We start from the raw sequence: 25,570 nt of genomic DNA, 5'->3' as shown, positions 1-25,570 counted from the left end.
GGGGGGCCGCCGGGCCCCCCCCCCCACCGCCGTCGGCCTTGCGGCGCGCGGCCGGTGCGGCGCTCTGGCCGTACGGGCGCCGCGATCTCATCATGGGCCCATGGGAGACGACGGCGACCGCACGCTCCTCGAAGACGCCCGGCGGATGCTGCCGCGGATCACCGCCGTACGCCGGGAGATCCACCGCGCGCCGGAGCTGGGGACCGCCCTGCCCCGTACGCAGCGGACGGTGCTGCGCGAACTGTCCGGCCTCCCGCTGACCGTGACCACCGGCGACCGGCTCACCTCCGTCACCGCCACGCTGACCGGCGCCCGGCCGGGCCGCACGATCCTGCTGCGCGCCGACATGGACGCGCTGCCCCAGACCGAGGAGACCGGGCTCGACTTCGCCTCCCGTACGCCGGGGATCATGCACGCCTGCGGGCACGACACCCACACCGCGATGCTGCTCGGCGCGGCCCGGCTGCTCACCGCCCGCGCGGAACGGCTGGCGGGCCGGGTGGTGTTCATGTTCCAGCCCGCCGAGGAGATCTGCGAGGGCGCGCAGCCCATGATCGAGGAAGGCGTGCTGGAGACGCCGGACGGCGAAACGGTGGACGCGGCGTTCGCCCTGCACATCACCACCCGGCATCCGTCCGGCACGGTCCACCTGCGGCCCGGCCCGCAGTCCGCCGCCGCGGACATGCTGGCGATCACCGTGCACGGCCGGGGCGCGCACGCCGCCGCGCCGCAGCGGGGGCTCGATCCGGTGCCGGTGGCCTGCGAGATCGTCCAGGCGTTGCAGACGATGGTGACCCGTACGGTCAGCGTCTTCGAACCGGCGGTGCTCACCGTCACCCGCATCACCGCCGGTACGGCGTCCAACATCATCCCCGACACTGCGGAGATCGCGGGCACCTTCCGCACCCTGTCGGACGCCACCCGCGAGAAGGTCCGCGAGGGCATCGTGCGGGTCGTGGCGGGGGTGTCGGCGGCGCACGGGCTGACCGCCGACGTGGAACTGCCGGACGTCACACCGGTGGTCACCAACGACCCGGGATTCACTGACCTGGTCACCCGCGCGGCGGCGGGGGCCCTCGGCTCCGGGCGGGTCGGTCTGCTGCCCCACCCGATCATGGCGGCGGAGGACTTCGCGTTCGTCCTGCGCAGGGTCCCCGGGGCCATGGCGTTCCTCGGCGCGTGCCCGCCGGGGCAGGCCGCCGGGCAGGTGCCCGACAACCACTCCAGCCGGGTCGTGTACGACGAGGAGGCCCTGGCCGTCGGCGCCGCCGTGCACGGGGCGGTGGCTCTTTCCTACTGTTGCTCGTGGCGACGTTCTGCAGACGGATGATTCCCGTCGGGTTGTCCGCCGCGACCGGGTTCTGCGCCCGGGGTGGCGCGGCCGGCGCGCTCGGCGTGCCGAGTCCTGCCGGCACAGGGACACCGGCCGGCCGGAACATCACCGTTACGGTCGGCTTCCTCATGACGCTTCTCCTTCAGGGAAGGGCACCACATCGGGCTCCTGCGTCCCCGTCCCACAGACCACGGCGTGAGCTCACTTGCTACTGGCCGTGATCCGAAGTTTGTTCCCGGCGCGGGTGGTGGCCGGCGGGACGCGCCTGCTCGCGCGCGGCGCCCCGTTCCTGCAGCCGGTACGCGCAGTAGAGCTCGGCGTCGGTCAGCGCCTGCGCGATGTCCAGGTCGTCGGCGCCGAGCAGGCTCTCCCGCCCCGCGACGGCGAGGGCCACCAGCCCGGGGTCGTCGCTCGACCCGAAGACCGTCACGGTCCCGGCCCACCAGTAATCCAGGCCCTCGTCCGTGACCACGTTCAGGTCGACCTGGAGGTCCCTGCGCACCCCTTCGGCGCACGCCCGGTCCCACGGCACGGTGCCGGGACGCAGAACCAGGTACGGCTCCAGAGCGGCCCGCGCGACGGGCATCCGCTCCATGTCGACCTGGGCCGGGGTGAGCCCCACGGCCAACGCGGCGCAGCTGGCGGCGGCCAGGACCGTACCGCAGGTCACGAGGGCACCGCGGAGGTATCGCAGGGCGACCGGCCCCGTGCGTCCGCGGAGGGGCGGGAGCAGGGGCGCCCGCTGTCGCGGAGGCGGCGCCGCCTGCGCCCGTCGTGGGAGACGCGACAGGCGCGGAAGCCGCGGGAGGGCGCCCTGTACGGCGAAGGTGACCAGCAGGAACGCCAAGCCGACATAGACACCGCACAACAGCATCCAGCGACCGAAGACCACGGCCTCCCGCAAGGGCAGCCGTTCGGTGAAGCACGCCTCGATGTCGCTCCAGCCGCAGATCGCCAGCTGCACGTGGAACAGCACCAGTGGAGCCGCAGCGGGCGCAGCGGCGGCGGCGCCCAGCAGCAGCAGCGGGAAGCGTCCGCGCATCCGGCGGCCCGAGGCCGGTGTGCCCCGCCCCGTCAGCGCCACCGTCAGCCCGGCCAGCGCGATGCAGCCCGCGCCGACCAGCGCGGTGGGGAGGAACGGGGCGTAGCCCGACTGCAATTCGGCCGGGTTGCGTCCGCTACGGGCCTGCTCGGTGACCCGTTGCAGTCCGGCCAGCAGATCCGCGTGCAACGGGCTTCCCGCCAGCAGGAACACGGGAATCACGGCCAGCGCGCACGCCCCCACCACCCACCACCGCGGGGCCGGCACGGGCACGGCCGGGCGGTGGGCCGCGCGCCACCCGGCACCTCGGCGCAGCCCGCGCAGTATCCATGGCGCGGCGGCGAACAGCACGGCCACGGCCATGGCTCCGATGGTGAGGTTGTCGATGACACGGCCCAGGACACTCGCCGCCAGATAGCGGCCCGACGTCTGGGCGAACAGCAGCCCCGACAGGTCGAAGAACCAGCGTCCGAGCAGGTAGCCGAGCAGCGGTGGCCCCGCCAGCAGCGCCACGACCACGGCGCCCCGGCGCGGGCGCACCCCACCGGCCAGCCACCATTCGGCGGTCACCGCCTGCCAGGCGGTGAACCCCCACACCATGACGAGCAGCGCCACCGCCCAGGCGATCCCCACCGCCGGAGCGTGGTGCACCACGGTCCGCCACACCGCGACCGGCGGGTTCAGTGGCAACAGGACCTGCCCCGCCAGGATTCCGGCCGTCGCGGCGGCCGCCGACGGGAAGGTACGGACGGGCGGCCCGCCGTCCAGCACGGACCGCCATACGGCCCGCCACACCGCGAGCCCGAGGATTCCGGACAGCAGGACGCCGTAGAACGTGCCGACCAGCCAGGGCTGTAGCCGCGGCCCCGTCGGCCACAGCGACTCCACGGCCGACGACAGCGGCTGGTAGCCGAAACCGACCAGGATTCCGGCCGCTGCCGCTTCGAAGAGGGAGGGGGCGAGCAGGCTGTTCGGATGGGTGACGCGGTGCTCCCGCAGGGTCCAGTCCGGGTGGTAGGAGATCCAGCGCCGAAACCGCGGCGCGGTCCGCTTGCGTGGGGTGCCGGGCCACCCGGGCGTACCGGAGCGCCGGAGAGCGCGCAACGGCCGCAGCGCGCCCGCGCGTTCGCGAGTGCTCCCGGGCAGCGCCGCAGCGGTGCGCAGTACCTCCGGATAGTCCGGGTGTTGTACGGCCGCGTCCGCCAGCAGTTCCCGGGCCCGCAGCACGGCCGCCCGCTCGAACCAGAGCAGCAGCAGGGCCACCCCGGTCTCGGCCACCGCGTAACGGATGTCGAGCGGTCCGAGCAGGAGGGAGGCCAGGAGCGCCGGCAGGGCCACCGTCGTCAGGAACGCCCACCACAGGGCGATGGTGAGCTGCGTGATGCCGATGTCGCGGTTGCGGACGTGCGCCAGTTCGTGGCGGAGGACGCCGGGCAGCAAGTGCGGGTGTTGTTCGTGGTGCACGGCGAGCGCCAGGGAGAGCACGACGCGGTAGCGGCCCGGGAAGCCCACGCAGCGGCCTGTACGGCCGTGCTGGAGCGGGGCGAAGACCACGGTGACCGAGGCGGGCGCGGCCGTGTCGGCCAGCACCTGCCGTACGACGCGGGCGACGGCCGCGCGGCGCGGGTCCGCGGCCAGCCGGTCGAGGCCGACAGCGGGGCCGGTGCGGGCGAGTCGCGCGTGGGCGAGGTAGAGGGTGACGGCCACCGCGCAGGTGAGGAGGATCAGTACGGCAGTCTTCAGGACGACCGAGACCGCGATCCCCTGGACGCATCCCTCGAAGTCGCGGGCCACGGCGGCCGGGTCGAACGCTTCCGTGGAGCGGGCGGCGGCCCCGCCGAACGGGCTTCCGGCCGCCCCGCGCACCGCGATCGGCGCCGCGTCGGCCGCCGCGTTCCGGGCCGCTTCGCGCACCGCGTCGGCGCAGGCGGTCTGCTGCTCCTGCCGGGAGTGGCCAAGAGCCTCCTCGACCATGAACAGCGTGCTGGAGTGCAGCAGCGTCGAGGCCGCGAGAACGGTGACGGCGAGCAGCGCGAAGCGGGTCACGGTGGCGGACGGCGGCGGGGGCGTGTCGGGTGGGGGCCTGTCGGCCGGGGGTACGTCAGGTGGGGGCGTGTCAGGCGGGGGCTTGTCCGGTCGTGGTCGTCCGCCGTACGGGCCCGGTGCGGCCTGGGCGCCGGTCATGGCCGGTCATTCCGTCGGGGCGGGGGCGGGCGCGGGGACGATCGGGGGCTCCGGCCCCTCCGGGGACTCCTCGGTGGGGGCGGACGGCTCCAGTTCCGCGCGGACGGCCGCCGCGATCGCCGCGGCCTGCCGGGGCGTGGCCGCCGCCCGGAGGGCAGCCGCCGCTATCTGCCGTTCCAGGGTGTCCCAGTCGGCGTCCGCCGGTGCCACCAGACGGGTGTGTCCGGTCACCGGGCGACGGCGCCGCCACCACCGACGGCGGCCGGTGGCGGCACGTAACCAGCCGGCGAGCAGGTCCGAGGCCGTGCCGGTGAGCACCGCGAGGACGACGGAGGTGACCAGGGCCGCCGCCTCCGGGTCGCCGAACCCCGTGGGCACCCGGCGCGAAGACGGCCACCGGACGACCCGGCGTCGTGCGGCGTGCGCGAAGTAGGCGTCGGCGGTCAGATCGAAGTACGCGGCCTCCTCCGGTGCGCAGCTCGACACCACGCGCCCGGCGAGGTCGCGGACGCTCAGGGCGGGCGGGGCGGCGGCCCCGGACGGTGCGGGCTTTTCGTCCATGGAGTTCCCCCGAGGCTCGGACGGACGAGCCGAGACTCCAGACTAGGGACCCGGCACCGGGCGGCCAAGCGAACAGGTGACCGGGCTGCCTCGCCTCCGGGCGCCACGGCCCGGTCGCCTCAGGAGACCTCCACACTCCAGTCGACCCACTCGAAGAACTGGACGCGGCCGACCGCCCATTCCTCGATCCGTTGCCGGTCGCTGTATTTCAGCCTGCTGATACCGGGCGGAAGGTGTTCCGTCCTCCGCGTGGCCCGCGCCCGCATGAAGCCGTCCAGGACGCGGTGGGACTCGGTGATGACACCGGGCTGGTTCTGGGCCATGAGTTCGCAGAAGGCCATGGCCAGGTAGGCGAGCCCGGCGGCGGCCTCCGCCGAGTGCCGGGGCGAGCGCAGGAGCGCCGACGACACCGTGTGCGCGTTCTGCTCGCTCCGCTTGAACAGGTCGTACGGCGGTGTCGGCGCCTCGCCCTGCACGATGCGCCCGGTCTCGGCCAGGTCCCGCAGGCCTTCCAGGATGAGGACGCAGCGGTCGCGCACGGCGGGGTCGGGCCGGGGATTCCCGAGCTGCTCGGCGATCCAGAGGGCGGTGCACGAGGCGCCGCCGCCCCGCAGGTGGTGCAGCCCGCCGTCGAAGAGCCGGACGACCTCCGGCACCAGGCCCCGCCCCGGGTTCGGCCCGATGACGCCCTCTTGGAGACAGAGCTCCCAGGCCCACAGGTTCTTCCTCACCACCGCGTCGAAAGCGCGGGGCTCTTGGCTGCGCAGCGTACGGAAGGAGTCCGCGATCAGGCGCTGCATCGAGTCCGCGTGCCGGAAGTCGGCCCGCAGCAGGTACCGGGCGAGCAGGGTCTGCGCGCCGCGGGTCAGGCGCATGACGACCCGGTCCGCGATGGTCTGCAGCGCCTCGCCGTTCAGCATCACGATGTCCGCGCTCTTCGCGAGGAATTCGACGACCTGGGCTTGTCCGGTCTCGGCGGCCGACATGTGTGGGGCCCCGGAATCCGGGACCGTACCGCCCTCGTCCGCCGCACCACGCCGCAGACAGTGCGTGTAGACGCGCGAGGCGCCCCGCTCGAATTTCGCGGCGGCCAGCGAGAGACAGATCTGCGAGAAGATTTCCAGGCGCCCGTGTGCGATGTTCCGGGCGATCTCCTCACCGACCTCCTCCGGCGTAGCGGCGTGCCGCACGAGGAACTGAGCCGCGAAGTACTCCTGGAAACTCTGGTGCGCGAAGGAGTACCGCTCCTCGCCCGGCCGGCCGCCGACGGTGTCGGTGAACATCCAGGCCCGGCCCCTGCACAGGTCGATCATGCGCTTGGCCAGCCGGACCGCGGTCGGCCGGTCCGGCACGGCCTCCGTCAGCAGGTTCGTGACGGCGATCTCCTGCACCTGCGCCCGCTCCATGCCGTACTGGAACTCCGGTGACAGCAGGGTGTGGTACGCGATTTCGCCGAGCACCACCTCCAGCGCTTCCAGGTCCCACACCGGCTCTCCGATTCCCCGGTGCGAGTCCCAGGTCCGCAGCAGCAGTTCGACGCATTTCCGGTAGATTTTCGGCCGGCTGCGCGGAATCTCGTTGTGTCCCGCGTGCAACAGGCAGATCACGGCCAGCATCAGCGGATTGCGGCGCAGGTCGTAAATGGTCTTGCTCTGCTCCATGAAATTCTCGACGAGCAGGTCCACCGTCTCGTCGCGGGCTCCCGCCCGGCGCGTGAACCACTTGCCGACGTACTCCTCCACCTGGCCGTCGGAGAACGGCTGGAGGGCGTAGTCGCAGAACACCTCCTGGTCCAGCTGGACCGCCGAGTAGCCGAGCCGCCGCGAGGTGACCATGAAGCGGGACAGCGGATAGGCGCTGCCCGCCGCCTCTATGACGTCACTGGCATCGCGGCCCCGTACGGTCGTCGGCAGTTCGTCCAGCCCGTCGAAGATGACCAGTGCCGAACCGTTCAGCAGCAGTTCCTCGACCAGTCCGGCGGGCGCGGGCTTCTGGTACACGTCGCGCAGCACCCGCTCGATCTCGGCGACCAGGTGGAAACCGCTTCTGCTGAACGTCAGCTGCCGCACCTTCAGCAGGAACGCGACCCCGCGGCCCTCGGCGGCCCACTGGCACGCGAGCACCTGGCTCACCGTCGACTTGCCCGCGCCCGGATCGCCGAGGATCACCGTCCGGTCCAGGGCGTCCAGCAGGCCGGAGAAGTCCTGGCGCCACACCGCCTCCCGGGACAGCCCGGTCTCGGACTCCCCGCCGGAGGCCATGGTGAGCATGGAGACCGTGGGCTTGACGAAGATCTTGCTGTAGTGGATCAGCGTACGGAATTCCAGGTCGGGCAGTTCGATCCGCTCGTTGCGGTACCGGAAGGCCTCGTTGTACTCCTCCTGCCACCGCTCCCGCTCCTCGGCCGGCGCCCGTTGCGTACGGTGCAGGGCGGCGATGTGCTGGAGCTTGGCGACGTTGCGCTCGACGCGGTTGACGGTGGCGAGGGTGAGCGTGTGACCGGCCCAGGCGAAGCCCTGGTCGGGTCCGGCGCACTTGTCCCTGATCTTCGACGCGACGCTCCGGCAGTTCTCGTCGAACACCGCGAAGAACGCACGGAAATACGGGCCGAAGCCCTGCGCGCCCGCCGGCCCCAGCGACTCGTCGAAGAAGATCCGCAGCCCCTCCTCGATCTGCCGCCGGCTCTCCCGCCGCTCCTGCTCCCGGAGGCTGACGCTCACCTCCTCCCGGCTCTCCCCTTCGCGCCGCCCGTCGTCCGAGCACAGGTACACGGCGATCAGCTGGCGGGCCAGCGCGGTGAACGTCGGCTCCTGCGCCAGCTTCCTGATCCGGGCGTGGGTGACACCGGGCGGCAGTTCGTCGACCGACGCCAGCGGTGGGGCGAAACGGCCCCGGTGCGGTCCGTCGAGGGTGGCCAGCACCCCGACGGCGTCCTTGGGCTTCTTCAGCCCGCGCTTGACCAACTCCCGTCTGACGCGCCCGAGGAGAGGCTTCGCCGCCTCCCCCGCGCCCCGTCCCGCGAGTGCCGTGAGCATGCCGGTCAGAGGGTCCACCGGCACATCATCCCGCCCGCGCCGCGCCGGGAACAGATCGCGGACGGGGCGCCGTCCGGGGCCGACCGGTGATCGGCGTACGGCTGCCGGTCGGTGGGGAGTTGGGAGACGGGGAGCGGGAGGCGGGGGGGTGCCGGGGCGGGAGGCGCGGAGCGGGATGCCGGGCGGGGTGCGGGGCGGGGTGCGGGGCGGGATGCGAGGGCGCGGTCATGTCCCGGCGCTGCTGTTGCCGTCGGTGTCGCTGCCGCCGGTGGCCGCACCTCCGCCACCGTTGGCTACACCGCCACCGCCGTCGGCCGCGCCACCACCCCCCTGCCCGATCTCGGCGCCCGTTGCCTCCAGGGCCTTGGTGACCGGCTGGAAGAACGTCTCCCCGCCCCGCGTGCAGTCGCCGCTGCCACCCGAGGTCAGTCCCATGGCTGCGTCCCCGGAGAACATCGATCCGCCGCTGTCCCCGGGCTCCGCGCACACGTCCGTCTGTATCAGCCCGTTGACGATGTCGCCGTTGCCGTAGTTCACCGTCGCGTCCAGACCGGTGACGGTCCCGTCCGACAGTCCCGTCGTGCTGCCGGACCGCTGCACACGCATCCCGACCGCGGCTTCCGCGGCACGGGATATCTGCTGGGTACCGCCGTTCCGCAGGCCCACCGCGCTCTCCGGCCGGGCGCCCGGATCGTCGTACGTCACCAGGGCGAAGTCGCTCCCGGGGAACTGCGCGTCGGCCACCGTGCCCAGCGGACGCGCCCCCGCCTGGTCGGCCGACCAGGTCGCGGAACCCTTGCCGCAGTGCCCCGCGGTCAGAAACGCGGGGGCGCCCTGAAGGGTGACGTTGAACCCCAGTGAACAGCGCGCGTCGCCCCCGAAGATGGCGCTCCCTCCTATGGGCAGCGCCCCGACACCCGCGTCGCCCCCACCATCTCCGCCGTCTCCGCCACCGGCACCGCCCACGCCACCACCGCTCCCTCCTCCGTCGTAACGCCGGAACTCCCCCGCCGAGCGCTTGACGCTCACCATGCCGTCCCCCACGGCCTCCACCGCCTTGCCGAGGGCGGCCAGCTTCTCGCCGGTGACCGTACGGTCGGCGAGGACCGAGACCCGGTTGGTCCTCGGGTCGATGGACCACGCCGTACCGGGAAGGGCCGCGGTGGCGCCCAACGTCCGCGTGACCGCCCGCAATTCCTTCGTGCTGTTGCGGACGACCCGCGGGACGGCCCCTCGCTCCTCGACCGCCCCGGCGTCGTCCGCCGACAGGACGTTCATCACGAGCCGCCCGCTCCCGGCGTCGAGATACCAGCCCGCCGTACGCTCGGCGCCGAGATCCGCCTTCAGCGACGAAGCGGTCCGCGCGGCCGACTCGGCGGAGAAGGCCCGCGGTGACCGCGGCCGCTCCGTGCTCGCGTCGGCCCGGGGCAGCACGATCGCCGCGGCCAGGAGGGCCGCCGCCGCGCCGCCGACGAGGGCGCCGGTCCGCTTGTTCACATGCCGGTGACTGCTGCTCACGTATCGGTGGCTCACTTCACTGACCTCCAGCCGGGCCACAGGGGAGCACACGGGAACGCACGCCGCGGTGACGGCAGTCGGCCCCCGTGCACGGTGGGCACCCAGTTCTACGGAGGGCACGGCCGTGCCGACTCAGCCCTCCTCGCAACGCGATGAATTCCGCCCCACCGGCACACCACCCCCTTACACTGCCCCCGCTCCCCCACCCCTCACATGCTCCGACCGACCGGCCCCGACCGGCCCCGACCGGCCCCGACCCGCGCCGACCCGGCCCGCTCGCAGTCACCGCCTGGCCCCCGGTCACCGCTCGGCCGAGTCGAGAAGTATCCGCGCCAGCTCGCCCGGCCCGGAGAACATCGGCCAGTGGCCGGTGTCCAGCTCGACCAGGCGCCAACGCCCGCCGGCCAGCAGCTCGGCCACGCGCGGCCCCGGACCGGCGCCGTCCAGCGAGCACGTGACGTATGTCGCCGGGAGCTCGCCGAGCGGGCGCGTCAGCTCGGCCGGCTCGGTCAGGGCGGCGCCCGGGTGCGGCGTCGAACGGGCCATGATCCGCGCCACCTGCTCGTCCGTGAGCCCCCGGCCCGCGTAGTCGGCCGCTGCCGGGGGCGCCCAGAAGCCCCCGTTACCGGCTATCGCCTCCTCCAGCTTCGCCCGTTCGCCCGGCCAACCGGCCACGAACGACTCGCCGTCGGCGGGCACGCTGGAGTCCACGAAAACGACCCGGGACAGCCGCTCACCGATCCGCTCGGCGGCCTGGCCGACCGGTATGCCCGCGTAGCTGTGCCCGACCAGGACGACGTCCCGGAGGTCGAGACGCTCGACCTCGCCGACGATGTCCTGGACGTGCGTCCGCTGACCGGCCGGTACGCCGCGCTTGTCGGCGAGGCCGGACAGCGTCAGCGGGTGTGCGCCGTGCCCCGCCGCCCGCAGTCGCGGAACCACCTCGTCCCACGCCCACGCCCCGAGCCACGCCCCCGCCACCAACACGAAGTTCACCATGGCCGGACCCTAACGCAGGGGTCTGACAACGGCTCCGCGCCCCGGGCGGCGGCCGGGCTCAGAGGTGGTCGCCCCAGCCGCTCTGGATCATGGTCTGGAAGGCCCACTCCCCGTCCCGCCGGACCAGGACGTCGGCGTACCGCAGCTGCCGGCTCCGGCCTTCCAGGGTCATCGTCGAGTCCGTGAAGACCACGGCCATCGAGGGCGAGAGGAAGACGGGCGTCCGGCTGGATTCGAAGGTGATGTCCTCGTCCCCGGAGCCCATCACCTGCGTCATCGTCGCGACGTAGGCCGCCCGGTCCCACTGCGCCGAGCGGCCGTCGCCGGCCGAGTCGTCGCTCACGAGGTTGAGCGGGAACACCGCCAGGTCGGCCATGCGCTCCACGTCGCGCCGCGCACTCCGCGCGTCGTACTCCGCGAACCAGGCGTCCAGGCCCGCGCGGTCCTCGTCGGTCGGCACATAGCCCGTATCAGGCAGGAAGGTCACGCGGACATCTCCTCACGCTCTTCGGCCACGCACCCGTCACGCGTGACCCGACGGAAGAGAAGGTACGTCCCGCAAGAGCTCTAGTCAAGTTTGATTAGAGGTCCGGTGAACAGGAGGCAGCTGACACCGGGCCCCCGCGGGTGGTTACAAAACCTTCGCGCCTGCACCTACACTATTTCCCCTTGCACCTCGCCTGACCTGCGAAAACAACGCCGTTGAGCCGGTTTCGGAGAGTGGGGGACGCCCAGTGTTCTACCAGGTACTGAAGTACGTGATCCTCGGGCCGTTACTGAGGCTGATCTTCCGGCCGCACGTGGAGGGGCTGGAGCATGTGCCTCCGGAGGGGGCGGCGATCATCGCGGGGAACCACCTGTCGTTCTCGGATCACTTCGTGATGCCGGTCATCGTGCCGAGGCGGGTCACGTTCCTGGCGAAGGCCGAGTACTTCACCGGCCCCGGAGTGCGCGGGCGGCTGACCGCCGCGTTCTTCCGGGGCATCGGGCAGATTCCGGTGGACCGGTCCGGCGGCAAGGCGGCGCAGGCCGCGTTGCGGTCCGGGCTGGCGGTACTGCGCAAGGGGCGGGTACTGGGCATCTACCCGGAGGGCACGCGCTCGCACGACGGCCGGCTCTACAAGGGGCGTACGGGCGTGGCGGCGATGGCGATCAAGGCGCAGGTGCCGGTGGTGCCGTGCGCGATGATCGGCACGTTCGAGGCGCAGCCCACCGGGCGGCGGCTGCCGCGGGCCATGCGGATCACGATCCGGTTCGGCAAGCCGCTGGAGTTCGGTCGGTTCGCGGGCCTGGACGGCGAGCACGCCGCGCTGCGCGCCGTCACCGACGAGATCATGTACGAGATTCTGCGGCTGTCCGGCCAGGAGTACGTGGACGAGTACGCGAACGAGGCCAAGGCGCGGCAGCAGTCGCAGCGGGGGCTGGTACGGCGGTTCCGCTGAGCGGCGGGGGCAGCGCAGGGCAGGGCCCTCCGCCCCGTAACCCCGGCCGGAGTGCGGGCACCTCACCGGACGGGCGGCCCGCCTGCACCCCTCCCGATTGACACGCAACCAAATGGTTGCCAATCTGATGGGGAGGGGGTTGGATGGCATGGACGAGGTGTTCAAGGCGCTCGCGGACGCGAGCCGCAGGCGGCTGCTGGACCGGCTGAACGAGCGGGCCGGCCAGAGCCTGCGCGAGCTGTGCGCGGGGCTGGAGATGACCAGACAGGCGGTGTCCAAGCACCTGGCGGTGCTGGAAGGCGCGGGCCTGGTCACGACGGTCCGGCACGGCCGGGAAAGGCTGCACTACCTCAATCCCGTGCCCATCCACGAAATCTCCGACCGCTGGATCGGCCAGTACGAGCGGGGTCGGATGGCCGCACTCAGCAATCTGAAGCACACCCTGGAGGCACCGGCGATGAGCAAGCCCGAGTTCGTCTACACGATCTACATCCACACCACGCCCGAGAAGCTCTGGGAGGGGCTGACCAGCCCGGAGTTCCTGAAGCAGTACCACGGCGGCTGGGCACCCTCCTCCGACTGGAAGGCCGGCTCGAAGGTGCTGTGGCCCGTCGAGGACGGCGGCGAGCCTCAGGACCTCGGCCAGGTCGTCACCGAGTCGGAGCCCGGCAAGCGGCTCGCCTACACCTGGCACACGCTGCAGCCGATGCACCAGGAGATGTTCGGCATGAGCGACGTGGAGTTCGCCGAGGCCGTCAAGGAGCGCTCGAAGGTCGCCTTCGACATCGAGCCGGCCGAGGAGCCGGAGCTGGGCGTGAAGCTGACCATCACCCATGACGGCTTCGCCTCGGCCGACTCCAAGATGCTGGAGGGCGTCAGCGGCGGCTGGGTCATGATGCTGTCGGAGCTGAAGACGATCCTCGAAAAGGCCTGACCCGGACGTGTCCGGCAGCGGGCAGGGGGAGCTTTCGCCCCGGGCCGACGGGTCGCGGCCACGGGGCGTTCCAGCTGCGTTCCACCGGGCGGGACGGCCGGGGCGGGTCGGCCGTCCCGCGCGGTATCGCGCGGACTACGTCGTCGGATTGAGCTTCAGGCCGAAGTGGTTGAAGATGTCCGTCGCCTCGGTCCAGTACATGTAGCTGCCCGCATTGGTCTGGTACGGCTCCGCGAGCGCCGAGACGATTCCGCGCGCCTGGCGTGCGGAACCGTTCGCCGTGTACACCATGGAGCCGCTGTCCCCGTGCGCGACCGTCCACGGATTGCCGGGCAGCCGGGTCCCCTCGACGCCCCGGACCTTCCACCCGGTGTCCAGGTTGTAGGTGATGTCGTCGTTGGTGACCTTGATGCCGCAGACGGTTTCCTGCCGCATGAAGAAGGAGGCGGCGCCGTTCTGGCAGACGAAGTCGCCGTTGTGCGAGTAGGCGACGCTGGTGACGGGCTTGTAGCCGGTCGTCTCGCTGACGTCGGCGTTGTTGTCGGTCCCGATGAGCTGCTCGGCGTCCCAGGCGGTCGACACCCCGGTGACCGTACCGACGTAATTGCCCCGCAGGCCGTTCAGCCCCTCGTAGAACTTCCCGAACGTGGGCGTGGTCCCCGAACCGGTGGTTATCTTCGCGCCGTTGGCGAAACAGTGTGCCGCCGTCACCATGACGCGCTTGTTGTCGCTCTTGCGTACGGCGGGCAGTCCGGCCGAGCAGTACTGTTCGCCGTCGGTCAGCACGTCACCGGCGATGAACGGCGTACCGTCCTTCCAGCGCACATCGGCCCAGGTGCGGGCGGCAGGGGATATGCGCCGGCCCTGCTTGAAGACGAGGGGCACGTCCTGCGACGGTGCGGCGCCGCGCGCGCTCGGCTCCCGTCGCGCCGCGGCCGACTTGGTTGCCGCGCCGGGCTTGTCCACCGCTATTTCGAGGGCGGAAGCGTCGGCCGCGACGGCCACCGTGTGTATTTTGTACGGCAGTTTGCCCGCCTTCTCCTCGGCGAGCAGCCGGTCGCGGGCCTCGTGCATGGCCTGGCGGGTGTGCCCGGCCTGCACCGTGGTGATCCTGCCGGTGTCGACGTGGCGGTCCGCCGCCGCGACCGCGGCGATGAACCGCGCGGCCCGGGACAGGTCGGTCAGGTAGACGTACACGGTGCCGCGGGGCGCGTCGATGCGTACGCCCGCGTAGATGTCCGCCGCCTGGCCGCTCGATCCGACACGGTCCGCGGCGTTCGCGGCGGCGCGCAGCGGTGCGAGCAGCTTCCCCTGCCGCTCCGGGTCCATCGTCGCTATCTGGGCTTCGGTGTAGCGCGGCTGCGGCGTCGCCGGCCGGGCGTGGGCACCGGGCGCCATCGTGGTGAACAGTGCGAGTCCGGCCGCACCGAGCCCGAACGCCGTTTTCGTGGTTCTCTTCACTGGCCCCCCAGTTCGTTCCGTGGAACGTGACCGACTCGCCCCGAGGCCCCGGCGCCGTGTCGGAACACGGCGCCGCGCCATGGCACCGGGTCATGGCGACGCGTCAAGGCGCTGCCGCAGGACGGGCCGTGGCGGGACAGGGATGAAAGTGATCACGTGGTGACAGCGGGAGCATATAGCAAGAAGAGAACTTGAGTTCGATATATTCGGTTCCTTCTGCCTTCACCCCTTCGTTACGGTGCGTACACCGTTCCCCGTCGCGGCGTGCGCGAGCGGGCCGTCCGCGGCACGGCCCGGACAGCACCGGGCCCCGTGCCCCCGCGGGCGCGATGTCGCGCGGCCGCAGGTACACGGGGCCCGGTTGTGCCGGTCTCCGGTTACGCCTTGCTCGGCTCCGGGGTGGCGTGCGGCGCGCACGTCACGTCCTTGGAGTCGGTCTTCCCGGTCAGGAAGTAGGTGTCGACCCGGTCGTTGATGCAGGGGTTGACCAGGCCGGTGACACCGTGCGAGCCGGCGCCCTTCTCGATGATCATGCGCGAGCCCTTGAGGCGCTTGTGCAGCTCGACGGCGCCGCCGTACGGGGTCGCCGCGTCACGGGTGCTCTGCACGATCAGGACGCTGGGCAGACCCTTGCCGGTCTTCACGTCGACGGGGGTCAGCTGCTTCTCCGGCCAGGTGGCGCAGGGCAGGTTCATCCAGGCGTTGGCCCAGGTCATGAAGGGGGCCTTCGCGTGGGTACGGATGTTGTCCCGGTCCCACTTGCGCCAGCTGGTGGGCCACTTGGCGTCGTTGCACTCGACGGCCGTGTAGACCGCGTTGCTGTTCTCGGAGGCGGCGTTGCCCGCGGTGTCGCTCATGTCCGGGCCCGCGTTCTGGATCAGCGGCTTGGCGTCACCCGACAGGTACGCGCTCCACACCTGGGCCGTCGAGGCCCACGCGGAGTCGTAGTAGGGCGCGTTCTGGAAGAAGCTGGTCAGCTCGGCCGGGCCGACGACGCCACCGATCGGGTTCTTCTTGGCGGTGGCGCGCAGCTGCTCCCACTTCGCCTGGACCTTGGCCTCGGTGTTGCCGATGTGGTAGACGGCGTCGTGCTGGGCGACCCACTTCTTCCAGTCGCCCCAGCGCGTCTCGAAGGCGAGGTCCTGGTCGAGGTTGGCCTGGTACCAGACCTTCTCGCGCGACGGGTCGACGACGGAGTCGACGAGCATCCGGCGGACGTGGTCCGGGAAGAGCGTCGCGTACACGGCGCCGAGGTAGGTGCCGTAGGAGACGCCGAGGTAGTTGAGCTTCTTCTCGCCCAGGCCGGCGCGGATCACGTCCAGGTCACGGGCCGTGTTCGGCGTCGTCATGTGCGGCAGCAGCGCGCCGCTGCGCTCCTTGCAGCCGAGCGCGTACTCCTTGGCCAGCTTGCGCTGGGCGCGCTTGTCGGCCTCGCTGTCCGGCACCGGGTCGGCCTTGGGCGCCTTGACGAACTCCTGCGGGTCGGCGCAGGAGATCGGGGCGGAGTGGCCGACACCGCGCGGGTCGAAGCCGACGAAGTCGTACGCCTTCGCGGTCTTGGCCCACACGGCGTTCTTGTTGGTGACGCGGGTCGGGAACTTCATGCCCGAGCCGCCGGGGCCGCCGGGGTTGTAGATGAGCGAGCCCTGCCGCTCCTTCTTGCCGCCGGTGTTGCCGATGCGGTCCACGGCGATCTTGATGGTGCGGCCGTCGGGCTTGGCGTAGTCGACCGGGACGGTCACGTAGCCGCACTGGATGGGAGCCTTCAGGCCCCAGTCGGCAGGGCAGGCCTGCCAGTCGATGCCCTTCTCGGCCGCGCGGGCGGCGGCGATCCGCACGCCGCGGTCCTCGGCCGAGCCGCGGTGGTGCTGGCCCGCGCTGGCGGGCGTGGCGGCTATCGCTCCGGCTATGAGCGTGCCGGTCACCAGGGTGCCGGCGGCGCCGAGCGCTGCTGTTCGTCTCACGTGGGGGTCCCCCTGCATAAAGCGCCGCGCGTGGCGGCGGTGATCACAGAGCTGCACGGGGGATCCTGTCTGCTGTCACCCCCCTCTGAACAGGGCTCACGGCTATTTCTTTACCAAACCGCAGGATTCGTTCGGCGATCTGCGGTAGCGCGGGGCGCACCATGGCGTACGGCTCGGCTTTTGGCCCGACATGCTGCTTCACGTGTCGATTGCCCGGGTCAGGCGTTGTGTTCGGTTGGTGTGGGTCGGGAAGGTTGCGCGGCTCGTCCCGGGCTCGCGGCGAAGGGATGAGGCGTGCACGTCTGGTACGTGTCCTACGGTTCCAACATGCATGCCGCACGGCTGCGTCACTACCTGGCGGGCGGGCGTCCGCCGGGCGGCATGCGGACATGCCCGGGGTGCCGTGATCCCCGGCCGCCGGTCCGTTCCGTACCGGTCGTCCTGCCGGGGAGCATGTACTTCGCGCTGGAGTCGCTGAACTGGACGGGCGGCGTGGCGTTCTACGACCCGGACGGGCCCGGCGAGGTGTGGGCCCGTGCCCACCTGGTGTCGCTCGGCCAGTTCTCCGACATCGCGGCGCAGGAGATGTACCGGGTCCCGGCGGCGGACCTGGACCTGTCGGAGGTGCTGGACCGGGGCCGGGCGCGGCTCGGGCCCGGGCGTTACGAGACGCTGGTGCACCCCGGCACGCTGGAGGGGCTGCCGCTGCTGACCTTCACGGCGCCGTGGAGCGTGGGCGAGGTCGTGCGCACGCAGCCGACCGACGCCTATCTGGCGCATCTGTCGTCGGGGCTGTGGGAGGCGGGCGGGTGGGACGGTTCGGAGATCACCGAGTACCTGGACCGGTGCCGGCTGGGCCTGCCGGTACGTCCCGGTACGGGCCTGCGGCGCCGGGGCCCGGGGGACACGGGGCCGCGTGCCGTGGAGCCGGACCGCCGGGCTCTGGAGGCGGGCTCCCCGGCGGCCGGGCCGGGCCCCTGGATGTCCGAGTCGTCCGAGGTCAGAGGCCCGCGGCCACGCTGAGTTCACAGCTCGTAACACATTCCACCGCGCGCGTCAGCAGTCCTTACGGAACCTGAACGCGGCGAGCCGCTCTAATCAGACATTCACTCGACGGCCGGAAATATGGTCGCGTGGTGAACGTTTAGTGAGGATGTAGCAGGTCACCACAGGGCAGGGTGGACCGGAGAGAACGGACGGTTTACGACAAAACCTTCGTTTGGCGTCCGGAATGCGGATCAAGCTGTCCGGAAACCCCCCGGTCGTTTTGACCCGCCCCCTCTTCATCACCAAATGTCAGCCATGTGACCACCACACGAGCCCCCGGCACCCGCGCCGGAGACGGGCTCCTCCGCCATCGCGACTTCCGGCTGCTGCTCGCCGGGGCCGCGGCCAGCCAGGCCGGTACCCAAGTGGCCCTGGTGGCCCTGCCCCTGGTGGCCGTCGTCGCCCTGCACGCCTCGGCCTTCGAGGTGGGCCTGCTCACCGCGGCCGAGACCGCGGCGTTCCTGCTCATCGGGCTGCCGGCGGGGGCCTGGGTGGACCGGGTCCGGCGGCTTCCGCTGCTGATCCGCACGGACGTGGTGCGCGCGGTGGCGATGGGCAGTGTGCCGCTCGCCGCGGTGTGCCACGCCCTGACGATGACCCAGCTGTACATGGTGGCCTTCGTCACCGGCGTCGCCACCGTCTTCTTCGACGTCGCCCACCAGAGCTACCTGCCGAGGGTATTGCCGGGCCCGCGGCTCGTGGCGGGCAACGGGGCGCTGGAGACGGCGCGTTCGGCCGCCCAGGTGGCCGGGCCCGGCCTCGGCGGCGGCATCGTCCAGCTGCTCGGGCCGCCGGTGGCCGTCCTGGCCAACGCGGCCGGATATCTCGCCTCCGCGCTGTTCCTGCGCGGCATCCGCGTCCAGGAACCGGAGCCCGAGGTCGCACCGGGTGTGTCGCTTCGCGCTCAGGTCAAGGAGGGGCTGGCGTTCGTGCTGCGGCACCCCGTGCTGCGCGTGATCGCCCTGACGACGGGGGTCGCGAACCTCTTCTCGGCGATGCTCGTCGCCGTACAGACCGTGTTCCTGACGCGGGAGCTGGGACTGCCGCCCGGAGTGCTCGGGCTGATGCTGTCCGCCTCCGCCGTCGGCGGGCTGGCCGGGGCGCTGTGCGCCGGGCCGGTCGCGCGGCGGCTGGGACAGGCCCGCATCATCTGGCTCGTCCCCGTGGTCACCGGGCCGTTCGCCCTGCTGTGGCCGCTGTCGGGCCACGGCGCCGCCGCCGGATGGTTCGCGCTGGGTTCCGGCGCCGTCTTCTTCGGCGCCGTCGTCTACAACGTGGCCCAGGTCAGCTTCCGGCAACTGCTCTGTCCGGACGCACTGTTGGGCCGGATGAACGCCACCTTGCGGTTCATGGTCTGGGGGACCATGCCGCTCGGCGCGCTGGCCGGCGGCGCCGTCGCCGAGGCGGCCGGTTCGCGGGCCGCCGTGTGGGTGTGCGCGGCCGGATTCCTGCTCGTACCGATTCCGCTGCTGCTGTCACCGCTGCGGACCCTGCGGGACCTGCCGGTCGCGGAAGCGGCACCCGGAGCGGGCCCCGAGGACCCCGGGGCCCCGAAGTCTTCCGAGGCCACCGAGGCAGCTGATGCGCCCGGAGCCGCCGGCTGACCCGGGCTCCGGCCCCGGGTCACGCTCGAAACCAACCGCTCACCGATCGCTGCGTCTTCGCACTCCGGTTCCCCGGACTCCGGGTTCCGGCGGGCCTCGTCCTGCCGACGGCCGGCCGCCGACGGCTGACGGCCGCCGGTCCGGAGGGCGCCGGGCCGGGGCTCGCGCCCTGGGCCTGAGCCTCCGCCGTACGCAGGTTCGCCCGCATGCCCCGCACGTCCCGCGCGCCTTGTACCTCTCGCGCGTCCCGCGCGTCTCGCACCTCCTGTACGTCCCGCACGTCTGACCCGCCTCATACGTCTCGTTCGCCACGCCTCGTCCGCGGCGCCGCAAGGGAGATCATCGTGGACCCCAGCACCACCGTCGGTATCAGCACCGGCCAACCGGCCGGCACCGGCATCCGTACCCGCTTCGCCACCGACACCGGCGTCCGGCCCGGCGCCGTCGCCAACATCACCGAGCAGTACCTCGCCCGTTACGAAAAGGCCGCCGCCGGGGTGAGCGACCCGGACCTGCTGCTGCCCGTCACCGGGGCGCAGCGGCGGTTCCTGCTCGCCCGGCGGCTGGCGCCCGGCGGACGCCCCGACGTCGTACCGCTGTTCTTCGCGTTCCCCCGCGGCACGGTCGACCTGGAGCGGCTGCGCGCCGCCGCCGGCCACCTGGCCGCCGCGCACCCCGCCCTGCGTACGCGGCCGGACGTGCTGCGCGGCGCGCCCGTACAGCGGCTCGGCGCACCCGAGGCGCAGGTGAGCCGGGTGACGCCGCGTCCGGGCGAGAGCGCGGCAGCGGCCCTGCGCCGGACGCTGCTGGCCTGGGCGGCCGAAGGTCCGCCGCTGCGGCTGTTCCTGGCCGACGCCCACGCCGGTGGTACGCGGGCCGACGGCCCGGACGCCGGGGCGCCCGGCACCGCGGGCGCCGTGGAGATCCTGGCCCTGGCCCTGGACCACGCCGTGTGCGACGAGCAGTCGCTCGGCCGGATCTCCGCGGACCTCGGCGAGGCGTACGGGCTGGGGCTCGGCCCCGGCGATGTGGCGCCGGACCGCGCGGCGGCGGAAGCGGCCGGGTACCGGGAGGCCGTACGTCTGCAACTGGACGCGGAGCAGCGCGCGTCGGGTCCGGACGCGCTCGCGTACTGGGCGCGGCGGATCGCTCCGGCACTGGCGAGCGGTGGGGTGCCGGAGCCCCACCGGGCCGCACAGGTCTCGCCGGCCGCACAGCAGTCCCGCCCCACGGGCGCTCTCCAGACGCGGCTGCCGATCCGTGCGGACGACGGGCGCGCCACGGCCTTCCCCGTCCTGCTCGGAGCGTGCGGCAGCATCGCGCGCGCTCTGTACGGGACGGCCGCGCCCGGCCGCACGCCCCTGCTCGGCTACCCCTGGGGCGGCCGTCCGGCGGCGGCGCCTCCGGCCCTGGGCTGCTTCCTCAACACCGTCGTCCACCCGGCCGCCGCCTGCGGGCCCGACGACCTGACCACCACCTGGTGGGACGATCTGGACCGCGCCGACACGCCGTTCGACGAGGTGGTCCGCGCGGCCCGGTCGGGCGCCGCCCCCTGGCCGGGGCGGCTGGACGGCCTGCTGACCTTCGAAGACCTGCACCGCCGGCCGCCGCTGCGGCTGGGCGGCGTCGCGGGCCGGGAGGTGCACATCGACGGGCGGCCGCTCCAGGCGCCGTTCGCGGTCTCCGTCTCGTACGGCGCCGACCTGCTCGTACGGATGGCCTGGGACCGGGAGGCCTTCCCGGACGGCCTCGTCCAGGACGCCTTCGCCGCGCTGACCGCCGAACTCTCCGGCGAACCGGCCGGCGGAGCCGGACACGCGGCGGGCGCCCCGGCCGTCGCCACCGCGCCCCGCGAAGGCCGCGCGGGCACCGCCACCCCAGTGGCCTGACCTGCCCGCCGGTGACCGGCCCGCACCCCGGGGCCGGCACCGGATCTGCTCCACACACCGCATCACCCCCGGCTCCCGCGTCCGACCGACAGCGGGAACCGGGCCGAGCCCACTCCTCATCCACCACCGAAGGATGGACCATGTTCGGATTGTCACCGTCACAGGACGTCGTCTGGCTGCACGAGCAGATGCTGCCGGGCAGCCGCGCCTACAACTTCACGGCCTCGATCGACCTGTGGGGCCGCCTCGACGAGGCGGCGCTGCGCGACGCGCTGGCCGCCGCGCTCGACCGGCACCCCGGTCTGCGCCTCGAACTCGTCGAGCAGCCGGGCGAGGTGCCCCAGCAGCGGGTGCGCGAACGATGTCGCCCACGGGTGCGCACGCTGGACCTCACGCAGGAGGCCGATCCGGAGGCCGCGTTCCAGGAGTTGCTGCGGGCCGAGGCCGAGACGCCGCTGGACACCTCCGAGGCGCCGCTGCTGCGCTGGTGCGTGGCGCGGCTGGGCGAGCGGCACCACCGGGTCGTGCATGTCGAGCACCACCTCATCCACGACGGGCACTCGTTCGCGATCCTGCTGCGCGACGTGTTCACCGCGTACCGCGGGCAGGTGCTCGGCGAGCCCGTGGAGCTGTCGGCGGCGCGCTCGTACGAGGAGCACGCGCGAGCCGCGGCGGGCGCCGACCGGCAGGCGAGCCTGGCGCACTGGTCGGCGGAGCTGGCCGACGCCACCTTCGACCTGCCGCTGCCCGGCCTCGCCCGGCCCGGCGCGCAGCGGCGGCACGCGGGCGGGCAGCTGCGCCAGGCGATCGGCGCCGATCTGGCCGAGCGGCTGCGGGAGAGCAGCCGCGCCCAGGGGCACACGCCGTTCTCCACGCTGCTGAGCCTGTTCGCGGAGCTGCTGCGACGACACAGCGGACGTACCGACATCGTTGTCGGCACGGCGGTGGGCAACCGTCCGGTGGGCTTCGAGGACACCGTCGGCATGTTCGTCAACACCATCCCGCTGCGCCTGCGGCTGGACCCGGCCGCGGGGGCGCTGGAGACGGTGGACGAGGTGACCGACACGCTGATCCGGGCGCTGCCGCACCAGGAGGTGCCGGTGCAGGAGCTGACGCGGGCGCTCGGGCGGCACACCACCGGCGCGGACAACCCGCTGTTCAGCGTGATGTTCAGCGCGCACGACGCGCCGCTGCCGGAGATCGAGGTGCCGGAGCTGGAGGTGGGGCTGTACGAGGGGTTCAACACCGGCACCACGCGCTTCGACCTGGATCTGGTGCTGATGCCGGACGACCGGCGGACGGTCGGTCCGCGGCTGGGCGCCGCCGGGATGACCCTGGTGTGGGACTACGACCGGGACCTGTTCGGCGAGGACGTGGTCCGGCTTCTGTCGGAACGTTTCCTCGGCGTCCTGCGGGCGTACCTGGAGACCCCGGACGCACCGCTGGCCTCGCTGGCCGCCACCCCGCGAAACGCCGGGACCGAGGACGCCGCACCGGTCTGCGACGCGGCCGTCCCCACGGACCGGGTGCTCGACCCGGCCGCCCTGCACGACCCCGCCCGACCGGCTCTCGTCGGCGGCACGCAGAGCCTGACGTACGGTCAGCTGAGCGCCCGCGTCGACGATCTGGCGCGCCGGCTGCGCGCGGCCGGGGTGACGGAGGGCCGCCCGGTGGCCGCCGTCCTCCCGCGCGGCACCGACTCCGTCGTCACGCTGCTCGCCTGCCTGCGGACCGGCGCCGTGTACTGCCCCCTCTCCCCCAACGACCCGGCCGCGCGCCTCAAGACCCTGCTGGAGCGGCTGGACCCCGCGCTGGTGCTGGCCACCCGGGAGAGCGCCCTGTCCCTCCCGGCCGAAGGGCTGCCGGTGGGGCTGCTGGACGGCCCCGCGTTCCCCGAGGCGGCTCCCGCCGGGCAGGAGACCGGCCCGGACGCCTTCAAGGACGCGGCGTACGTGATCCACACCTCCGGCTCCACGGGTCTGCCCAAGCCGGTCGTGGTGAGCCGTGCGGCCCTGGCGCAGCACGCCCGCGCGACGGCGGGCCGCTACGGCCTGTCGGAGCGGGATCGGGTGCTGCTCTTCGCCCAGCCGTCGTTCGACGTGGCGCTGGAGGAGGTGCTGCCGTCGCTGCTGGCCGGTGCCTGCCTGGTGCTGCCGCAGCGCGAGGTGCCCACCCCGGAGGAGCTGACCGCGGTGCTGGCGGCCCGTCGCGTCACCGTCGCCAACCTGCCGACCAGCTACTTCCTCGCCGTACGGCAGGAGCTGGGCGAGGCGCTGCGGGACGGCCGCTGGGCGCCGCGGCTGGTCGTCCTGGGCGGCGAGCGGCTGCCGGTCGGCGCGCTGCGCGAGCTGTTCGACGCCGTGGACGCCGCCGGGTCCGCGTCCGTGACCGTCCTCAACGCGTACGGGGTGACCGAGGCGGCGATCACCAGCACCGTCCACGAGGTGACCCGCGCGGACCTGCTGGACGGCGCCGAGGTGCCGCTCGGCACGGAGCTGCCGGGCACCCGGATGCTCGTGCTCGACGCCGGGCTGCGGCCGCTGCCCGCGGGCGCGGTCGGCGAACTGGCCGTGGCGGGCGCCGGACTGGCCGACGGCTACCTCGGCAACGCGCGGGCCACCGCCGAACGCTTCGTGACGCCGGACGCCCTGGGCGGCGAGCGGGTCTACCGCACCGGTGACCTCGGCTACCGCGACCTGGCCGGGCGGCTCTGCTTCCTGGGCCGCCGCGACAACCAGGTCAAGCTGCGCGGCTACCGCATCGAGCTGGAAGAGGTGGAGGCCGCGGCCTCCGCCGAGCTGGGCGGGCGCTCGTGCGCCGTCGTGCTCGACCCGGGCGGCTCCGCAGGGCCGCGGCTGATCGGCTTCCTGGAGTCCCGTGCCGGGGACGGCGACGGTCCGGACGAGCAGGAGCTGCACGCAGCGCTGTCCCGCCGGCTGCCCACCGCTCTCGTACCGGCCCGCTGGATACGGCTGGACGCCATGCCGACGCTGCCGGGCGGCAAGGCCGACCGCGCGGCCCTGGCCCGCCGGCTGTCCGAGCTGCCCGAGGAGACGGACCCGCGCACCGCGTCCGAGGCGTCCGGCGAGCCCGCCGACCCGCGGGTGGCGCTGCTCGCCGAGGGCTGGCGCGAAGTGCTGGGCCACGACGACTTCACCCCGGCGTCGCACTTCTTCCAGATCGGCGGGCACTCCCTGATGGCGGCGCAGCTCGCCGCCTGGCTGGAGCCCCGGCTCGGCGGCCGGCCGCCGCTGCGCCTGTTCTTCCAGAACCCGGTGCTGGCCGACCAGGCCCGTGCGGTGGCGGAGGTCGCGGCGTGAGCACCTACCCCTCGTCGGTCCTGGAGGCCGACCACCGGGAACTGACCGCCTCCTTCGAGTCCTTCATCCGCAAGGAGCTGGTACCGCTGGCGGCCGACCTGCCGGAGGACGCCGACCTGCCCCCGGCCGAGCTGCGCGACTATGTGCGCCGCCGCTCGGCGGCCCTCGGCTTCTACGCGGGCGACTATCCCGAGGAGCTGGGCGGCGCCGGTATGCCGTTCACGGCCGTGGTGCTGCTGCACCACGCGGCGGGCCGCAGCGGCTGCCCCCTCGCGCCGTACGCGCTCGCCGGCTCCGACGGCCCGAGCCCGCTGCTGCGGCACGGTACCGAGGAGCAGATCGAGCGCTATCTCAAGCCGCTGGTGCGCGGCGAGGCGGTGCGCTGCCTGGCGCTGACCGAGCCGAACGCGGGCTCGGACGCGTTCCAGCTGGCCACCACCGCCGTGCGGGACGAGGCGACCGGCGAGTGGGTCCTCAAGGGCCGCAAAACGTTCGTGAGCAACGCCGACCGGGCCGACTTCACCCTCGTCGTGGCGTCGGCCGGCGGCGAGCCGACCGCCTTCGTGGTGGAGGCCGGCAACCCGGGGCTGCGGATCGGACAGCGCTACGACGGCATGTCGGGCGAGCCGCTGTACGAACTGCTGCTGGAGGACGCGCGGGTGCCGGGCGACGCCGTGATCGGCGGGCCGGAGGGCGTCGGCTCGGCGCTCGGCAACGGCATGGACAGCCTGTCGCGGGGCCGCCTGGTCGTCGCCGCGATGTGCGACGGCATCGCCGAATACGCGCTGGAGCAGGGCATCGCGTACGCCCGTGAGCGGCGGGCCTTCGGCGAGCGCATCGGCGCGTACCAGCATGTGCAGGAGCACCTGGTGACCAGCCGGGCCGAGATCGAGGCGGCCAAGCTGCTGACGCTGGCCTGCGCGCGCCTGGTGGACGGCGGTACGGAGGCGCCGGAGAACGCCGCGCTGGCCAAGCTGACCTCGTCGGAGACCGCGGTGCGGGTGGTGGACCGGGCCCTTCAGGTGCACGGCGCCACGGGGTGGGTGCGCGGGCATCCGCTGGAGTTCCTGTACCGCTATGTCCGGTCGATGACGATCATCGAGGGCACCTCGGAGATCCAGAAGGTGATCGTCGCCCGGTCCATGGGTCTCGGCTGAGCCGGCCGACCTCCGGGGCCCGGGGGCGCACCGTCGCCCCCGGCCCCGCCCCTTACGAATGCGTGAACTTGCGAACCCCA

At 73.0% G+C, this 25,570-nt stretch carries 16 protein-coding genes; 8 read left to right on the top strand and 8 right to left on the bottom strand.

Annotation, left to right across the window (positions count from 1 at the left end; all coding sequences use genetic code 11):
• Positions 1-100 precede the first annotated feature (100 nt).
• Positions 101-1,330 (top strand): M20 family metallopeptidase, encoded by a 1,230-nt coding sequence (locus tag ACFV57_RS13605; protein ID WP_385230019.1) that lies wholly within the window; start codon positions 101-103, stop codon positions 1,328-1,330.
• Positions 1,331-1,541: 211 nt separating this feature from the next.
• Here ACFV57_RS13605 and ACFV57_RS13600 read toward each other — a convergent pair whose 3' ends face one another.
• The 6 genes from ACFV57_RS13600 to ACFV57_RS13575 form a co-directional block, all read right to left on the bottom strand.
• On the bottom strand, positions 1,542-4,421 hold the full coding sequence (locus tag ACFV57_RS13600) for a hypothetical protein (protein WP_385230017.1): 2,880 nt from the start codon (positions 4,419-4,421) through the stop codon (positions 1,542-1,544).
• 144 nt (positions 4,422-4,565) lie between these two features.
• The gene (locus tag ACFV57_RS13595; protein WP_385230015.1) at positions 4,566-5,120 is read right to left on the bottom strand and encodes a hypothetical protein; all 555 of its coding nucleotides are present in this window, start codon (positions 5,118-5,120) and stop codon (positions 4,566-4,568) included.
• Positions 5,121-5,239: 119 nt separating this feature from the next.
• Positions 5,240-8,173, bottom strand: a complete 2,934-nt coding sequence (locus ACFV57_RS13590) for an NACHT domain-containing protein (protein WP_385230012.1) — start codon at positions 8,171-8,173, stop codon at positions 5,240-5,242.
• A gap of 207 nt (positions 8,174-8,380) precedes the next feature.
• Positions 8,381-9,673 carry a S1 family peptidase gene (locus tag ACFV57_RS13585; RefSeq protein WP_385230009.1) on the bottom strand — a complete coding sequence of 431 codons (1,293 nt, stop codon included), beginning with the start codon at positions 9,671-9,673 and terminating at the stop codon, positions 8,381-8,383.
• A gap of 300 nt (positions 9,674-9,973) precedes the next feature.
• Positions 9,974-10,672 carry an alpha/beta fold hydrolase gene (locus ACFV57_RS13580; RefSeq protein ID WP_385230006.1) on the bottom strand — a complete coding sequence of 233 codons (699 nt, stop codon included), beginning with the start codon at positions 10,670-10,672 and terminating at the stop codon, positions 9,974-9,976.
• Between the two features lie 58 nt (positions 10,673-10,730).
• Positions 10,731-11,159: a nuclear transport factor 2 family protein gene (locus ACFV57_RS13575; protein ID WP_385230003.1), complete on the bottom strand. Its 429-nt coding sequence runs from the start codon at positions 11,157-11,159 to the stop codon at positions 10,731-10,733.
• A 247-nt stretch (positions 11,160-11,406) separates the two neighbouring features.
• Here ACFV57_RS13575 and ACFV57_RS13570 point away from each other — a divergent pair, with 247 nt between their 5' ends.
• The gene (locus ACFV57_RS13570) at positions 11,407-12,114 is read left to right on the top strand and encodes a lysophospholipid acyltransferase family protein (protein ID WP_385230000.1); all 708 of its coding nucleotides are present in this window, start codon (positions 11,407-11,409) and stop codon (positions 12,112-12,114) included.
• Positions 12,115-12,262: 148 nt separating this feature from the next.
• Complete coding sequence (locus tag ACFV57_RS13565) at positions 12,263-13,048, top strand: ArsR/SmtB family transcription factor (protein ID WP_385229997.1); 786 nt, start codon at positions 12,263-12,265, stop codon at positions 13,046-13,048.
• A 135-nt stretch (positions 13,049-13,183) separates the two neighbouring features.
• Here ACFV57_RS13565 and ACFV57_RS13560 read toward each other — a convergent pair whose 3' ends face one another.
• Both ACFV57_RS13560 and ACFV57_RS13555 read right to left on the bottom strand, forming a co-directional pair.
• Positions 13,184-14,509, bottom strand: a complete 1,326-nt coding sequence (locus tag ACFV57_RS13560; protein WP_385229994.1) for a peptidase — start codon at positions 14,507-14,509, stop codon at positions 13,184-13,186.
• Positions 14,510-14,886: 377 nt separating this feature from the next.
• Positions 14,887-16,473 (bottom strand): alpha/beta hydrolase, encoded by a 1,587-nt coding sequence (locus ACFV57_RS13555; protein WP_385229991.1) that lies wholly within the window; start codon positions 16,471-16,473, stop codon positions 14,887-14,889.
• 327 nt (positions 16,474-16,800) lie between these two features.
• Here ACFV57_RS13555 and ACFV57_RS13550 point away from each other — a divergent pair, with 327 nt between their 5' ends.
• From ACFV57_RS13550 to ACFV57_RS13530, 5 genes are all read left to right on the top strand, one after another.
• Positions 16,801-17,496: a histone deacetylase gene (locus ACFV57_RS13550; protein WP_385229988.1), complete on the top strand. Its 696-nt coding sequence runs from the start codon at positions 16,801-16,803 to the stop codon at positions 17,494-17,496.
• Between the two features lie 281 nt (positions 17,497-17,777).
• Positions 17,778-19,124, top strand: a complete 1,347-nt coding sequence (locus ACFV57_RS13545; protein ID WP_385229985.1) for an MFS transporter — start codon at positions 17,778-17,780, stop codon at positions 19,122-19,124.
• Between the two features lie 344 nt (positions 19,125-19,468).
• The gene (locus ACFV57_RS13540) at positions 19,469-21,013 is read left to right on the top strand and encodes a non-ribosomal peptide synthetase (RefSeq protein ID WP_385229982.1); all 1,545 of its coding nucleotides are present in this window, start codon (positions 19,469-19,471) and stop codon (positions 21,011-21,013) included.
• 140 nt (positions 21,014-21,153) lie between these two features.
• Positions 21,154-24,333 (top strand): amino acid adenylation domain-containing protein, encoded by a 3,180-nt coding sequence (locus tag ACFV57_RS13535; protein WP_385229979.1) that lies wholly within the window; start codon positions 21,154-21,156, stop codon positions 24,331-24,333.
• Positions 24,330-25,490: an acyl-CoA dehydrogenase family protein gene (locus ACFV57_RS13530; RefSeq protein ID WP_385229977.1), complete on the top strand. Its 1,161-nt coding sequence runs from the start codon at positions 24,330-24,332 to the stop codon at positions 25,488-25,490. Before ACFV57_RS13535 ends, ACFV57_RS13530 begins: the two co-directional genes overlap by 4 nt.
• Positions 25,491-25,570: the final 80 nt, after the last annotated feature.

Origin of the sequence: Streptomyces sp. NPDC059788 (genome assembly GCF_042732265.1) — a bacterium.
Classification (GTDB): Bacteria; Actinomycetota; Actinomycetes; order Streptomycetales; family Streptomycetaceae; genus Streptomyces.
This window is presented reverse-complemented; position numbering and strand designations above follow the sequence as displayed.

What these genes read in the sequence shown, in the direction of transcription:
- ACFV57_RS13580 (WP_385230006.1), bottom strand. Translation starts at nt 10,672, where the DNA reads ATGGTGAACTTCGTGTTGGTGGCGGGGGCGTGGCTCGGGGCGTGGGCG.
- ACFV57_RS13565 (WP_385229997.1), top strand. Translation starts at nt 12,263, where the DNA reads ATGGACGAGGTGTTCAAGGCGCTCGCGGACGCGAGCCGCAGGCGGCTG.
- ACFV57_RS13595 (WP_385230015.1), bottom strand. Translation starts at nt 5,120, where the DNA reads ATGGACGAAAAGCCCGCACCGTCCGGGGCCGCCGCCCCGCCCGCCCTG.
- ACFV57_RS13550 (WP_385229988.1), top strand. Translation starts at nt 16,801, where the DNA reads ATGCATGCCGCACGGCTGCGTCACTACCTGGCGGGCGGGCGTCCGCCG.
- ACFV57_RS13605 (WP_385230019.1), top strand. Translation starts at nt 101, where the DNA reads ATGGGAGACGACGGCGACCGCACGCTCCTCGAAGACGCCCGGCGGATG.
- ACFV57_RS13535 (WP_385229979.1), top strand. Translation starts at nt 21,154, where the DNA reads ATGTTCGGATTGTCACCGTCACAGGACGTCGTCTGGCTGCACGAGCAG.